Here is a 13,201-nt window from a genome sequence, read left to right on the forward strand (position 1 = left end):
TGCCGGTTGGAGGTTTTGTCCAGTCTAACTTAATCTTGAGGACTGTTGGTTGGCCAATACTTTCACGAATAAGGATTGATAAATGAAAGCCGTATTTCTGGACGCAGACACCCTGGGTAGCGACGTGGACCTTTCGCCGATTGAGGCCGTGACCGGTGAGATGGTGAAACACCCGCGGACATCACCGGAGCAGGTAACGGAACGAATCCGGGATTTTGACACGGTTCTGGTGAACAAAGTGGTGCTGAGGCGGGAGCATTTTGAGGCCTGTCCGGAACTGAAGACGATTGCGGTGGTGGCTACCGGATTGAATAACATTGACCAGGAAGCTGCGAAGGCCCACGGAATAGCGGTAATGAATGTCACCAACTACGGGCGATCAACCGTGGCACAGCATACGATGGCGCTGATGCTGGCACTGGCCACGCGCCTGCTGGATTACGACCGGGATGTGCGGGCCGGACGCTGGGGACAGAGCCCGATGTTCTGCCTGATGGATCATCCGATCATGGAGCTGGAAGGGCGGACGCTGGGAATTTTTGGTTACGGTGATCTCGGGCAGGGGGTGGCTGAACGGGCCAGGGCATTCGGTATGAATATCCTGCTCGGCGCAAGACCGGGCCAGGCCGCTGGCGAGGTGGATGGTTACACCAGGGTTCCCATGAACGAGTTACTGCCCAGGGTAGACGTACTCTCCCTGCATTGCCTGCTGACGGACGAAACCCGGAACATGATCGGTGCCCGCGAGCTGAAGATGATGAAAAAGGAGGCGCTGCTGATCAATACCAGCCGCGGAGGCCTGGTGGACGAGCAGGCACTGGCCGACGCCCTGCGGGCCGGTACCATTGGCGGCGCCGGCTTTGACGTGCTGACTGAAGAGCCGCCCCGCAACGGCAATCCGCTGTTGGCGGACGACATTCCCAATCTGATTGTGACCCCCCATTCCGCGTGGGCAAGTCGGGAAGCGAGGCAGAGGATTGTGGAGATTACAGCGCGGAATCTGTCATCTGTCTGATTTAACAGTTACTCTTCTGAATTGTCACCAGTAAAAAAACACTTTTAAGCAGGATGTTGTGTGGCTTCTATCCAACTGAAAGACAGACTCCAGCAAGCTGAGACCTGGATTCTGGCCAATCCCAACCCGCCGCAAAGCTGGCCATGGACATGGCTTTATAAAACCGGGCGTACGGCTTATGCCCTGGTGCGGGATATCACTGCCGGCAACCTGACCCTGCACGCCATGAGCCTGGTGTATACCACGCTGTTGAGTATTGTGCCGCTGCTGGCGCTGAGCTTTTCTGTGCTCAAGGCGCTGGGCGTGCACGAGCGTATGGAGCCGTTCCTGTTCCAGTTCTTTGAACCCATGGGACCTCAGGGCGTGCAGATTGCCGAGCAGATTCTCGGGTTTGTGGATAACATGAAAGTCGGTGTGTTGGGTTCGGTGGGCCTGGCTCTGCTGGTTTATACCGTGATTTCGCTGGTGCAGAAAATCGAGCGCTCCTTCAACATGATCTGGCGAGTGCCGGATATGCGTTCCATGGCCCAGCGTTTCAGCAATTACCTCAGCGTGATCATGATTGGTCCGCTGTTGATGGTATCGGCAATAGGTATCAGTGCTACCATTTTTTCATCGTCATTGGTCCAGGCGCTGATGGCGGTTGAGCCGCTGGGGTCAGCGGTTCTTTTTGCCACTCGCTTTACCCCTTTTATGCTCGTGGTGGGGGCATTCACCTTCGTGTACGTGTTTATTCCCAATACCAGAGTGAAGTTTCGTTACGCCCTGATCGGTGGTCTGGTAGCCGGCGTCTCCTGGCAGTTCGCAGGCATGCTGTTCGCGTCTTTTGTGGCAGGTTCAGCGAAGTACGCGGCCATTTACTCCAGTTTTGCCATCGGCATCATCCTGCTGATCTGGCTATATCTGAACTGGATAATCCTTCTGCTGGGTTCCAGTATTGCGTTTTATCTGCAGAATCCCGGCGCGGTGGCCAAACGCAGGCAGGTAAGGTTGTCACCGGAGCTGCAGGAAAATACCGGCCTGGCACTGATGTGGCTGGTGGCAAAGCCTTTCAGTGAAGGCCGGCCGGCTCCCCAGCAGGAGGAGATTGAGCAGAAGCTGCGGGTGCCCGGCGAGGTAACCCGTGGCGTCAGCGACAAGCTCATTCGTGCGCGACTGCTGGAGCTGGCGGGCCGAAACGGCGACTGTCTGGTGCCGGGACAGTCTCTGGATAGGATAACCATTGGCGGGGTGCTGGAAGCCATTCGCCACGATGAAGACCGTGTGGTTGACCGCCTGCCGTATCTGGTGCCCCGACGACTCCTGGCCCGCGCTCCGGAAGACGAATCGGTTTCCTTTGCCGAATTGTTGAGGCAGGAAGAAGAAGGCGGCAAAAGCTCCTAGGCACGTGCTTTGGAGCCGGCCTCCAGTACGTCAAGAATGACTTTGCGCACCCGGGTAAACTGTGGTCCGGAAATGTGAATGATACTGAGCACGTCTTCCTCCGGCATGTTGCGCTGGTGGGCATGGCGCAGGACTTCCCGGGTTCCCACGATAATGCCGTCGTTAAGCGGGGTGTGCCTCTGCCTCGGGGCAGGTCGCTCGGCCGCCATCAGCAGGGCATGGTATTTGGGAGGAAGATTCCACTCATTGGCTAGCAGCTGTGACGTTGCCCACTGGTAGCGGGAAAGGGCGTCGTGTATCAGCGAGGCGGGAGGTTCCGTCATTCCCGGCTCGGCGTGACATATCCGCTGCAGCTCTCTGCGAAGGGTGATATAGGAGAGAGCAGGCAGTAACCCGGACATGAAGTAAACACTGCTGTCCTGGCCCTGGATTTTCGCGATCAGTTCCGCGCTGCGGGCGCAGGTGAGGCCCCAGCGCCACACTCTCTGGGCAAAAAGGGCCTCGCGACTGTTACGGGCTGCCATCATGGGGCGCATGATGGAGGCGGAAATCACGTTGCGAATACCGTCCAGACCCAGCACGAAAACCGCTTGGTCCACGGAGTCGATGGATTGGTCCCCGGGCCGAAAATACGGGCTGTTGGCAATCTGTAGCAATTGGTCGGTGAGTGCCGGATCATCGAGGATGATCTCGGTGAGCTGGTTCCGGTCCGATTTGTCATCGGAGAGCGCCCGCATCAGCTTGGGCAGGGTCATGGGTTGGCGTGGTAACTCATTAAGCGCCCCCGTGGCAATTCGCTCCCGCAGATCCTCCAGTATGTGTTCCCATCGCCCGGCTTCCGAGTGCAGCGCTGTGGGCGGCGAGTCAAGAAGCCAGCAAAACAGATACTCTTCCAGTTGGTGGACCAGCGCGGGATCTGTCTCCGTGCTGTTTTCCGTTGACGCAGCCGGGTTAAGCAGGCGGGACTCAGGTGCTGATACTCTGTTCGGTTTGTCGGAAAAAAATAACCCTGACATCCAGGAAAGAAAGCCTGGCATCCGCTGCCTCCGGGAAAAGAATTGTCGCCGGGACATACACACCGGTCTGGCCTGAGTATAGAGTCAGGAGACGATTATGCCCAGCGTGAATGCGCAGATAACTGGTGGTTTTTCAGCCCCGACCTCAGAAAACGGAGCCGCCGAACACGAAGACCAGTTGACAGAGTCCGGCCGTGAAACCCAGGAAGGCGCCCACCAGGATCAGTTTGATTTCGTCTTCCTGGAAGCAGGGCCGCAGCAGGTCCTGGAATTCCTCCGAGGAGAGGGCAATCATGCGTTTAACCATGATTCGTTCTACCGCCCGCGCCCGGTCCGTTTCAAATGCAGGATTGTTGAAAGAGGTTTGCGAAATATCGATGGCTTTCTGGCCCACCTGGTTTTTAAGGGTGGCAAAGCCTGTCGGTCCAAAAGCCACCTGAGTCAGGGCTTTGCCCAGGCCGGCGGTCTCATCCACCAGGGGCTTGATGTGTTTCTTGACCATGTTGCGGGCGCGGTCACCTTTCGGGCCTTCCATGATGGCATAAACGATATTGCCGACGGTGAGAATTTCATGAGTCACGATGTGGCAGAAGGATTCCGCCACTTCGGGCTGACGCTTCAGAAACAGCCCCTGCAGCCGGAAAGGTCCTATTTTTTTCTCATGCAGCGGGCGAAAGATCACGTTCAGTGCGATCCAGTTGGTGGCCCAACCCACCAGCAAACCGAAGAAGGGCAGCACCCACCAGGCCTGGTAGAAGTACCACACGGTCATTTGTCCCAGGCCGAACAGAAAGCCGAAGTAGAACCCGGAGTTGATGATGAAACGGAATTCCACCTCGCCGCATTCGATGAATATCCGGTTCAGCAGGCGTTTGTCTTTCGCCAGCCGCTCGATGACCATGCCCTTGATGTCCAGCAGATCTTCGATGTTGTCAGACACATCGCCCACCAGGTTGTCCACCAGTTGCGGGGTGGCTTTGCGTACCCGTTCATAGACCAGATTCCTGGCGGAGGCCGGCAGGTTTTCCCAGAAGATCGGGTGCTCCTTGAGCATCAGTTCGTCGACGTATTCTTCGGTGCGGGGTTCGACGGTGTAAATGATGTGGGCAGCGAGTACCTCGGGGTCAATCTGCTGGAAGATTTCCTGCACGGTACCGATTTTGGAGATGGTGGCGTCCACGCTGATGGCGGCCATTTTGCGGGCCTTGGAAGGGATAATGCCCTGCCAGCCCAGTAGTGGCGGTTTTCCCACGAACTCCAGGGGATAGAACGTCATTTTGATGGCCAGCCAGTTGGTGATCCAGCCGATCAGGGCGGCAATGACCGGGATACTGAGGTATTGCCAGAATTCCTGGGTATTTAGCAGGCTTGTCATCCGTTGCTCGCAGCTTCCATGATGTTCAACGTCCGATGTCTCCCCACAACCACTGGCAAAGGGCCATCGCCGCGATCGGCGCGGTTTCGGTTCTGAGGATGCGGGGGCCGAGGGCGACGGGGAGGAAACCGGCGGTTTCGGCAGCGGTGATCTCATCCGGGCTCAGGCCGCCCTCGGGGCCAATCATCAGGGCGACCCGGGCGGGCCTGGTCAGAGTGTCCAGGGAGTGTTCCGTGCGGTGGTGGAGGACCAGTCGCAGGTCGCAGTCGCTGGTGTGCACGAACCAGTCCGCCAGTGGCATTACCGGCAATATTTCAGGTACCCGGGCGCGGCCGCATTGCTCGGCGGCGCTGACGGCTACGGATTGCCAGTGGCGCAGACGTTTGTCTTCGCGGTCGCCCTTGAGTTTCACGTCGCAGCGTTCGGTGGTGAGGGGCACAATGCGGGTGACGCCCATTTCCACCGCTTTCTGAACGGCATAGTCCATGCGGTCTCCCTTGGACAGGGTCTGGCCAAGGACGATCTCCAGAGGGGATTCAGTGACGTTGATCACCGGCCTGCCAACCTGGACCTCCAACCGCTTTTTGCCGGCATCGGTGATGGTGGCGGGGTAGTCGTTGCCGTCGCCGTTGAACAGCAGCAGTTCCTGCCCGGGCTGCATGCGCAGCACTCGGCCAACATGGTGTGCCGCGTTGTCGTCCAGTTCCGCACTGGCACCCTCGTCAAGAGGTGAGTCGGTGTAAATGCGAGGGATACGCATGGTGTCTGCTTCAGTCCCGTACTGCGAGTTCGATGCCTTCGGTGGCGACCTGTGCCAGATGGCGGATCTGTTCTTCGGTGATCACGTAGGGTGGCATAAAGTAGACGACGTTGCCCAGAGGCCGAAGCAGCGACTGGCGGGTGAGGGCGTGCTGGTACACCCGGATACCACGACGCTCCTGCCAGGGAAAAGGCTCCTTGGTGGCCTTGTTCCTCACCATTTCCACCGCCAGGGTCATGCCGTGCTGACGGATGTCGCCAACATTGGGATGGTCAGCCAGGTGGGCGACGGAGTCAGCCATGCAGGCGCTCAGGCGCCTGTTGTTCTCGAGAACGTTGTCGTCGCGGAAAATGTCCAGGGTTGCCAGGGCGACGGCGCAGCCAATCGGGTTGCCGGTGTAGCTGTGGCTGTGCAGGAACGCCTTCAGGGTCTGGTAGTCGTCGTAGAAGGCGTTATAGACGTCATCGGTGGTTAGCACCACGGACAGCGGCAGATAGCCGGCCGTCAGGCCCTTGGACAGGCACATGAAGTCCGGGGTGATGCCGGACTGTTCACACGCAAACAGAGTGCCGGTACGGCCAAAGCCCACGGCGATTTCGTCGGCGATCAGGTGCACGCCATAGCGGTTGCAGGCTTCACGCAGTCTGGTGTGATAGATGGGATGGTGCATCCGCATCCCTCCTGCGCACTGGATCAGAGGCTCGACCACCACGGCGCAGATCTCGTCGTGCTTTTCTGCCAGCAGCGCTTCCATGGCCTCGAACTGACGCAGGGCGTAACCCTCGTCGCTTTCCCCTGGCTCTTTATTGAACGCGTCGGGAGAGGGCGCTGTCAGCACTTCCATCAATAACGGCTGATAGGTGTCTTTGTAGAGAGCAACATCACCCAGGGCCAGGGCTCCCAGGGTTTCTCCGTGATAGCTGTTGCTCAGGTTCACGAAGTTTTTCTTGCCCGGCTTGCCGTGATTCTTCCAGTAATGGAAGCTCATCTTGAGTGCCGCCTCGATGGCCGAAGAACCATTGTCTGCATAAAAGCACTTGTTAAGACCTTCCGGGGTCACTTCGATAAGGCGCTCGGACAGGTTAACCACTGGCTCGTGGGTAAACCCCGCCAGGATCACGTGTTCCAGCTGGCCGATCTGTTCCTGAATCGCGTGGTTGATTCGCGGATTGGCATGGCCGAACAGGTTGACCCACCAGGAACTCACCGCATCAATGAACCGGTTGCCCTCAAAATCCTCCAGCCAGACGCCTTCACCCCGCTTGATCGGGACCAGCGGTACGGCTCCTTCATGGTCTTTCATCTGGGTACAGGGATGCCATACGGATTTGAGGCCGCGGGCGACGAGGTCAGCGTTGCGCATGATAAATCTCCGTGGGACGGTCAGGTTCTGGATTCTCGGCGGTTAACCTGTGCGGATATTACAGTTAACAACGCCTGCTGACCACTGCCGCCTGGCAGCCACCCCGCGTTTACAGGAAGGCGGGGTGACTGTTTCAGGCTGGCTCCTGCTCAGTGCGCCAGCACCCGGCTAAGAAATGCCTGGGTACGTTCATTCTGCGGGTTGTCAAAGACATCCGCCGGCTTGCCTTCCTCGACAATTTTGCCTTCGTGAATGTAGATCACGCGGTCGGCCACTTCCCGGGCGAAGCCCATCTCGTGGGTTACCACCATCATGGTCATGCCCTCTTTCGCCAGTTCCCGCATTACATCCAGTACTTCGCCGATCATCTCCGGGTCCAGTGCCGAGGTGGGTTCGTCGAACAGCATCAGCTTTGGCTCCATGGCCAGGGCGCGGGCAATGGCTACCCGTTGCTGCTGGCCTCCGGACAGGTGGGAGGGGTACTTGTCCGCCTGGCTGGCAATGCCCACGCGGTTCAGTAACCGCTCCGCCGTGGCATTGGCGATGGGCTCGGGTGCTTCCTTAACCTTCCTGGGTGCCAGCATGATGTTTTTCTTCACCGTCAGGTGGGGGAAGAGATTGAACTGCTGGAACACCATGCCCACTTCCTTGCGGATTTCGGTCAGGGCTTTCTGGTTACCGCCTTTCGGGGCAAGTTCGTTACCGTCCACTATCAATTTGCCGGACTCGAATTCTTCCAGGCCGTTGACGCAACGTATAAGAGTCGACTTGCCGGAACCACTGGCGCCGATGATTACCACCACTTCGCCGGCTTCAACGGTCAGGTCAATTTCCTTGAGGACATGCAAGGTACCGAAGTACTTGTTCATGCCCTGCATTTGCACGATCTGTGTCATGGGTACCTATCCTTCAGACGGAAGCCAGCCCGCGCCGCTCTATGTAGCGAAGCACGAGTGAGAGGGAGAGGGTGATCGCGAGATACATCAGAGCCACCACAAAGTAGACCTCGAAGGCGGTAAAGGTATTGGCGATATACACCTGGCCCTGACGGACCAGCTCGCCCACGCCGATGACCGAGAATAGTGAGGTGTCCTTGATACTCACGATCGCCTGGTTGCCCAAAGGCGGGATCATGCGGCGGAAAGCCTGGGGCCAGATGATCGACCAGAAGGTCTGGGATCGCGACAACCCGAGGGACAGGCCCGCTTCGGTCTGGCCCTTGTCGATGGACTGCACGCCGCCCCGGACCACTTCCGAGATGTAGGCGCCGGAGTTCAGGGCAATGGCTGCGATACCGGCAGTCAGCGGGTCAATGGGGCCGCCGATCAAGTCCGGCAAGCCGTAGAAGATGAACAGCACCTGTACGAGAATAGGGGTGCCGCGGAAAATTTCGATGTACGCCGTGGCAGGCCAGCGAAAGAACCATTTTTTGTTGATGCTCAGCAAACCGAAAAAGATACCGAGGACAAAGCCAATGGCAAGGCCGCCGAAGGAAATCAATAGGGTATAGGGAACGCCTTTAAGCAGGAAGGGAATCGAGTCAATCGCTGCCTGCCAGTCAAACTGAAACTGGAATTCCACAGTGGGAGTCTCCGTTGAGTGGGGAGTTGCCAGCCGGGGCGTTGTCGGCCCCGGCTGTGGTTCTCAGTTTTACTGGTCTTCCGGCATGGGGCCGAACCACTTCTCGTAGATTTCCTTGTAGGTGCCGTCTTCCTTGATCTCAGCCAGGGCTTCATTGACGTCATCGACCCACTCGCTGCCGTCTTTCAGGGCGATGCCATATTGCTGGCCTTCGTATAGCTTGCCAACAGTTTTCACCTTGCCTTCGCCTTTGGTCTTGGCGAAGTAGCCGACATTCGGCGCATCGTAGAAGACTGCATCAACAGCGCCTGACATAAGGGACATGTACATGTCTGAGCTGCCCGGATAGGGAGTTACGCCGTCGTTGTCGTCCAGATTTTTTGTCAGGAAGTCGTAACTGGTGCTTCCGATTTTGGTGCCGATTTTCTTGCCTTCAAGATCGGAGATCTCTTCCACATCATCGTTGCTCTGGCGTACCAGAATACGCAGGCCAGAGTCGTAGTACGGGTCAGAGAAGTCAACGATTTCCTCCCGCTCTTCGGTGATGGTGATGCCGGCGATGGCGATGTCCACATTGCCGGTCTGAAGGGCCGGTATAATGCCGTTAAAGTCCATGGTGTTCAGGTCAATCTCAAAGCCGGCACGGTCCGCCACTTCACGAATGATTTCCATGTCGAAGCCGATCATTTCACCCGTTTCCTGGTCCATCATTTCAAAAGGCACGAAGCTGGGGTCGGTAACAACACGCAGAGTCTCTGCGCTGGCGGTTCCCGCTGCCACGGTGAATGCCAGGGTTGCGCCAACCGTTTTAAGCCATTTTGTGCTCATACAATCTCCTTTTTCTTCTGTGTTCGCCCTGGCATCCGGTGGGATGCTCCGGAAATCGAGGCTGATCAAGCCTGGTTTGCCCGGGGGCGGTTAATGGAACTGCAACCTCTACACTTTAGACCATTAACGGGAGAAATGCAGGAAATCAAATGGTTGGACGGGAGATGGGGGACGGGAGTAGTAGGGGTGTCGGATTACGCAAAGCGGTAATCCGACAGAATGGAAGATCCGTCAAAAAGCAATCTTCTCCCGCTCGCCAAGTCCCAGATTTTTCCAGATGCTGACACTGGGCTCAGCCTGGTTCAGGGTATAGAAGTGCAATCCCGGGGCTCCGGCGGCGAGCAGTTTCTCGCACATGCCGGTGACCACTTCCTCGCCGAACTTGCGGATGCTGTCGCTGTCATCGCCGTAGGCTTCCAGCTGCTTGCGGATCCAGCGGGGGATTTCCGCGCCGCACATGTCGGAGAAACGGGTCAGGTTGGAGAAGTTGACGATGGGCATGATGCCCGGCACCACCGGAATGGTGACCCCCATCTTTTCCAGCCGGTCGATAAAATAGAAGTAGCTGTCTGCGTTGAAGAAGTACTGGGTAATGGCGCTGTTGGCGCCGGCTTCGACCTTGCGGGCGAAGTTCTTCAGGTCCTCTTCCGCGGTACGGGCCTGGGGATGGAACTCCGGATAGGCCGCCACTTCGATATTGAAGGTATCTCCGCTGTGTTTACGGATGAAAGTCACCAACTCATTGGCGTAGCGCAGCTCACCCGCTGCCCCCATGCCGGAGGGCATGTCGCCCCGGAGGGCGACGATACGGTTGATGCCATTGTCACGGTATACGTCCAGCAGTTCCGCAATGCTGTCGCGGGTGGCACCCACGCAGGACAGATGCGGAGCGGTGGACACGCCGCGCTTGTGCAGGTCCAGTACTGTCTGCACAGTTCGGTCCCGGGTGGAGCCGCCGGCGCCAAAGGTGACCGAGAAAAAATCCGGGTCAACCTCGGCCAGCGTGTTGCGAACGCCCTGCAGCTTCTCCCAGCCCATGTCAGTCTTGGGCGGGAAAAACTCGAAGCTGAAGCGGCGCTTGAACTGTTTCTGGGTTTCCATGCTGCTACCTGATCAGTACTTGTAACTTTCCGGCTTGTACGGGCCTTCGACCGGTACGCCAATGTACGTCGCCTGCTCCGGTGTCATCTTGGTGATCACACCGCCAAAGCCTTCCACCATGGCGCGAGCCACTTCCTCGTCCAGTTGCTTGGGCAGAACCTGAACGTAGATGCCCTTCTCGCGGGCGTCTTCCGGCAGGTCGGCGAACTTGCGCTCGAACAGGTACATCTGTGCCAGCACCTGGTTGGCAAAGGAGCCGTCCATGATCCGTGACGGGTGACCGGTGGCGTTGCCGAGGTTTACCAGGCGGCCTTCAGACAGCAGGATCAGATGGTCATTGGTGGCCTTGTCGCGATACACCACGTGTACCTGGGGTTTGACCTCATCCCACTCCCAGTTCTTGCGCATGTAGGCGGTGTCGATCTCGTTGTCGAAGTGGCCGATGTTGCACACCACGGCACCGGTCTTCAGGGCCTTGAGCATATTGGCATCACACACGTTCATGTTGCCGGTGCTGGTCACCAGCAGGTCGGTGTTCTGCAGCAGCGCCTTGTTCACGCCGGCTTCGGTGCCGGTATTGACGCCGTCGAGGTAGGGCGACACCACTTCAAAACCGTCCATGCAGGCCTGCATGGCACAGATCGGGTCGGCCTCGGTGATTTTTACAATCATGCCTTCCTGACGCAGGGACGCAGCAGAGCCCTTGCCCACGTCACCGTAACCGATAACCAGCGCCTTCTTGCCGGCCATCAGGTGGTCTGTGGCGCGCTTGATGGCGTCGTTCAGGCTGTGGCGGCAACCGTACTTGTTGTCGTTCTTGGCCTTGGTGACCGAGTCGTTGACGTTGATCGCAGGCACCTTCAGCTTGCCGTCCCGCATCATTTCCTGCAGGCGATGTACGCCGGTGGTGGTCTCCTCGGTCACGCCGTGGCACTTGGCCAGGACTTCCGGGTATTTTTCATGGAGCAGGGCAGTGAGGTCGCCGCCGTCGTCCAGAATCATGTTGGGTTCCCAGCCTTCCACGTCCGCACCCACAGTGCGCTCGAGGCACCAGTCGTACTCTTCGTCGGTTTCGCCTTTCCAGGCGAATACCGGGATACCCTGGGCGGCGATGGCGGCAGCGGCCTGGTCCTGGGTCGAGAAAATGTTGCATGACGACCAGCGGACGTTGGCGCCGAGTTCGATCAGGGTTTCGATCAGCACGGCGGTCTGGATCGTCATGTGGATACAGCCCATGACGTTGGCGCCTTTCAGCGGCTGCTCACCCCTGTACTTTTCACGGAGCTTGATTAGCGCGGGCATTTCGCCCTCTGCGATGTTGATTTCCTTGCGGCCCCAGGCCGCCAGTGAAATATCGCGAACCTTGTAGTCGTCGAACTGCTTCATTTTCTCAGCTGGAGTGCTCATGGTGTTCTCCTGTCATTAAAATTCTGGTGATCGCTGTCTTTGTACGACCAGTTTTGAAATCAGATACCAGCGGCGTCCTTTAACAGGTCCGCGCGATCGGTCTTCTCCCATGGGAAGGAGGTAAATGTCTTGCCGCCCACGGTCATCTCAACCGGCTCGCGGCCGAAGTGGCCGTAAGCTGCCGTGGCACGGTACATCGGGTGCAGCAGGTCCAGCATGTTGGTGATGGCATAGGGGCGCAGGTCGAAATGCTCGCGGACCAGTTGGATGATCCTGTCGTCGCTGATCTTGCCGGTGCCGAAAGTGTTCAGGGAAATCGATGTCGGCTGCGCCACGCCGATGGCGTAGGACACCTGGATCTCGCACTTCTCGGCCAGGCCCGCGGCGACAATGTTCTTGGCGACATAACGGCCGGCGTAGGCTGCGGAGCGGTCCACCTTGGACGGGTCTTTGCCGGAGAAAGCGCCGCCACCGTGGCGGGCCATGCCGCCGTATGTGTCGACGATGATCTTGCGGCCGGTGAGGCCGCAGTCGCCTACGGGGCCGCCGATGACGAACTTGCCGGTCGGGTTGATGTGGAACTGGGTGTCCTTGTGCAGCAACTCTTCCGGCAGAGCGTTTTTGACGATCAGCTCCATCACCGCTTCTTTCAGGTCTGCCTGGGTAACGTCTTCGTCGTGCTGGGTAGACAGCACCACGGCGTCAATGCCGGTCACCTGTCCGTTTTCATAGCGGCAGGTTACCTGGCTTTTCGCATCGGGGCGCAGCCACGGCAGCAAACCGCTCTTGCGGGCTTCGGCCTGGCGCTGGACAAGGCGGTGCGAAAAGGTGATCGGTGCCGGCATCAGCACGTCAGTTTCGTTGCTGGCGTAACCGAACATCAGGCCCTGGTCGCCGGCGCCCTGGTCTTCCGGTTTCTTGCGATCAACGCCCTGGGCGATGTCGACTGACTGCTTGCCGATGATGTTGATGATGCCGCAGGTGTCACCGTCATAGCCCACCCTGGAAGAGGTATAGCCAATGTCCTTGATTACGTCCCGTACCAGGTCTTCCAGGTCAACCCAGGCGCTGGTGGTGATTTCACCGCCGACGATGGCGACACCGGTTTTTACCATGGTTTCACAGGCAACCCGCGCATGGGGGTCATCCACGAGAATGGCGTCGAGTACGGCATCAGAAATCTGGTCTGCCAGTTTGTCAGGGTGGCCTTCAGAGACCGATTCGGAGGTAAAGACGCTGTAATCAGACATAGGTTTGCTCCTCTGTGAGCGTTGCAAATTCGCGCCGGCAGTAGATCTTTGGGCCGGGCCGGCTGTGTTGATGTCAGTATCGTAAATCAGTTTTCAGAGCCTGCATAATTCTATATCAAAAA

12 protein-coding genes are annotated in these 13,201 nt (G+C 58.1%); 2 read left to right on the top strand and 10 right to left on the bottom strand.

Going from position 1 to position 13,201, the window contains the following annotated elements; genetic code table 11:
- The first annotated feature begins 82 nt into the window (after positions 1-82).
- Together DIT71_RS02910 and DIT71_RS02915 are read left to right on the top strand one after the other, a co-directional pair.
- Positions 83-1,015 carry a D-2-hydroxyacid dehydrogenase gene (locus DIT71_RS02910; protein WP_114611686.1) on the top strand — a complete coding sequence of 311 codons (933 nt, stop codon included), beginning with the start codon at positions 83-85 and terminating at the stop codon, positions 1,013-1,015.
- 60 nt (positions 1,016-1,075) lie between these two features.
- Positions 1,076-2,398 carry a YihY/virulence factor BrkB family protein gene (locus DIT71_RS02915; protein ID WP_114611687.1) on the top strand — a complete coding sequence of 441 codons (1,323 nt, stop codon included), beginning with the start codon at positions 1,076-1,078 and terminating at the stop codon, positions 2,396-2,398.
- Here DIT71_RS02915 and DIT71_RS02920 read toward each other — a convergent pair.
- The 10 genes from DIT71_RS02920 to metK all read right to left on the bottom strand — a co-directional run bounded on the left by DIT71_RS02920 (position 2,395) and on the right by metK (position 13,079).
- Positions 2,395-3,435, bottom strand: a complete 1,041-nt coding sequence (locus tag DIT71_RS02920) for an HDOD domain-containing protein (protein WP_114611688.1) — start codon at positions 3,433-3,435, stop codon at positions 2,395-2,397. The two genes, DIT71_RS02915 and DIT71_RS02920, sit on opposite strands and share 4 nt — an antisense overlap.
- A 124-nt stretch (positions 3,436-3,559) precedes the next feature.
- Positions 3,560-4,789, bottom strand: coding sequence for a hypothetical protein (locus DIT71_RS02925; RefSeq protein WP_114611689.1), 1,230 nt, complete (start codon positions 4,787-4,789; stop codon positions 3,560-3,562).
- A 25-nt stretch (positions 4,790-4,814) separates the two neighbouring features.
- The gene (locus DIT71_RS02930) at positions 4,815-5,549 is read right to left on the bottom strand and encodes a 16S rRNA (uracil(1498)-N(3))-methyltransferase (protein WP_114611690.1); all 735 of its coding nucleotides are present in this window, start codon (positions 5,547-5,549) and stop codon (positions 4,815-4,817) included.
- 10 nt (positions 5,550-5,559) lie between these two features.
- On the bottom strand, positions 5,560-6,912 hold the full coding sequence (locus DIT71_RS02935) for an adenosylmethionine--8-amino-7-oxononanoate transaminase (protein WP_114611691.1): 1,353 nt from the start codon (positions 6,910-6,912) through the stop codon (positions 5,560-5,562).
- 149 nt (positions 6,913-7,061) lie between these two features.
- Positions 7,062-7,808, bottom strand: a complete 747-nt coding sequence (locus DIT71_RS02940) for an amino acid ABC transporter ATP-binding protein (protein WP_114611692.1) — start codon at positions 7,806-7,808, stop codon at positions 7,062-7,064.
- 13 nt (positions 7,809-7,821) lie between these two features.
- Positions 7,822-8,493 (bottom strand): amino acid ABC transporter permease, encoded by a 672-nt coding sequence (locus tag DIT71_RS02945; protein WP_114611693.1) that lies wholly within the window; start codon positions 8,491-8,493, stop codon positions 7,822-7,824.
- 69 nt (positions 8,494-8,562) lie between these two features.
- Positions 8,563-9,321: a transporter substrate-binding domain-containing protein gene (locus DIT71_RS02950; protein ID WP_114611694.1), complete on the bottom strand. Its 759-nt coding sequence runs from the start codon at positions 9,319-9,321 to the stop codon at positions 8,563-8,565.
- Positions 9,322-9,552: 231 nt separating this feature from the next.
- Positions 9,553-10,422 (bottom strand): methylenetetrahydrofolate reductase [NAD(P)H], encoded by an 870-nt coding sequence (gene metF / locus DIT71_RS02955; protein WP_114611695.1) that lies wholly within the window; start codon positions 10,420-10,422, stop codon positions 9,553-9,555.
- 12 nt (positions 10,423-10,434) lie between these two features.
- Positions 10,435-11,829 (bottom strand): adenosylhomocysteinase, encoded by a 1,395-nt coding sequence (gene ahcY, locus DIT71_RS02960; RefSeq protein WP_114611696.1) that lies wholly within the window; start codon positions 11,827-11,829, stop codon positions 10,435-10,437.
- Between the two features lie 59 nt (positions 11,830-11,888).
- Positions 11,889-13,079 carry a methionine adenosyltransferase gene (metK, locus tag DIT71_RS02965; protein WP_114611697.1) on the bottom strand — a complete coding sequence of 397 codons (1,191 nt, stop codon included), beginning with the start codon at positions 13,077-13,079 and terminating at the stop codon, positions 11,889-11,891.
- Between the last annotated feature and the right edge of the window lie 122 nt (positions 13,080-13,201).

Origin of the sequence: Marinobacter vulgaris, assembly GCF_003344045.1 — a bacterium.
Taxonomy (GTDB): domain Bacteria; phylum Pseudomonadota; class Gammaproteobacteria; order Pseudomonadales; family Oleiphilaceae; genus Marinobacter; species Marinobacter vulgaris.

What these genes read in the sequence shown, in the direction of transcription:
- DIT71_RS02920 (WP_114611688.1), bottom strand. Translation starts at nt 3,435, where the DNA reads ATGCCAGGCTTTCTTTCCTGGATGTCAGGGTTATTTTTTTCCGACAAA.
- DIT71_RS02940 (WP_114611692.1), bottom strand. Translation starts at nt 7,808, where the DNA reads ATGACACAGATCGTGCAAATGCAGGGCATGAACAAGTACTTCGGTACC.
- DIT71_RS02930 (WP_114611690.1), bottom strand. Translation starts at nt 5,549, where the DNA reads ATGCGTATCCCTCGCATTTACACCGACTCACCTCTTGACGAGGGTGCC.
- DIT71_RS02910 (WP_114611686.1), top strand. Translation starts at nt 83, where the DNA reads ATGAAAGCCGTATTTCTGGACGCAGACACCCTGGGTAGCGACGTGGAC.
- DIT71_RS02950 (WP_114611694.1), bottom strand. Translation starts at nt 9,321, where the DNA reads ATGAGCACAAAATGGCTTAAAACGGTTGGCGCAACCCTGGCATTCACC.
- metK (WP_114611697.1), bottom strand. Translation starts at nt 13,079, where the DNA reads ATGTCTGATTACAGCGTCTTTACCTCCGAATCGGTCTCTGAAGGCCAC.
- ahcY (WP_114611696.1), bottom strand. Translation starts at nt 11,829, where the DNA reads ATGAGCACTCCAGCTGAGAAAATGAAGCAGTTCGACGACTACAAGGTT.
- DIT71_RS02925 (WP_114611689.1), bottom strand. Translation starts at nt 4,789, where the DNA reads ATGACAAGCCTGCTAAATACCCAGGAATTCTGGCAATACCTCAGTATC.
- metF (WP_114611695.1), bottom strand. Translation starts at nt 10,422, where the DNA reads ATGGAAACCCAGAAACAGTTCAAGCGCCGCTTCAGCTTCGAGTTTTTC.
- DIT71_RS02935 (WP_114611691.1), bottom strand. Translation starts at nt 6,912, where the DNA reads ATGCGCAACGCTGACCTCGTCGCCCGCGGCCTCAAATCCGTATGGCAT.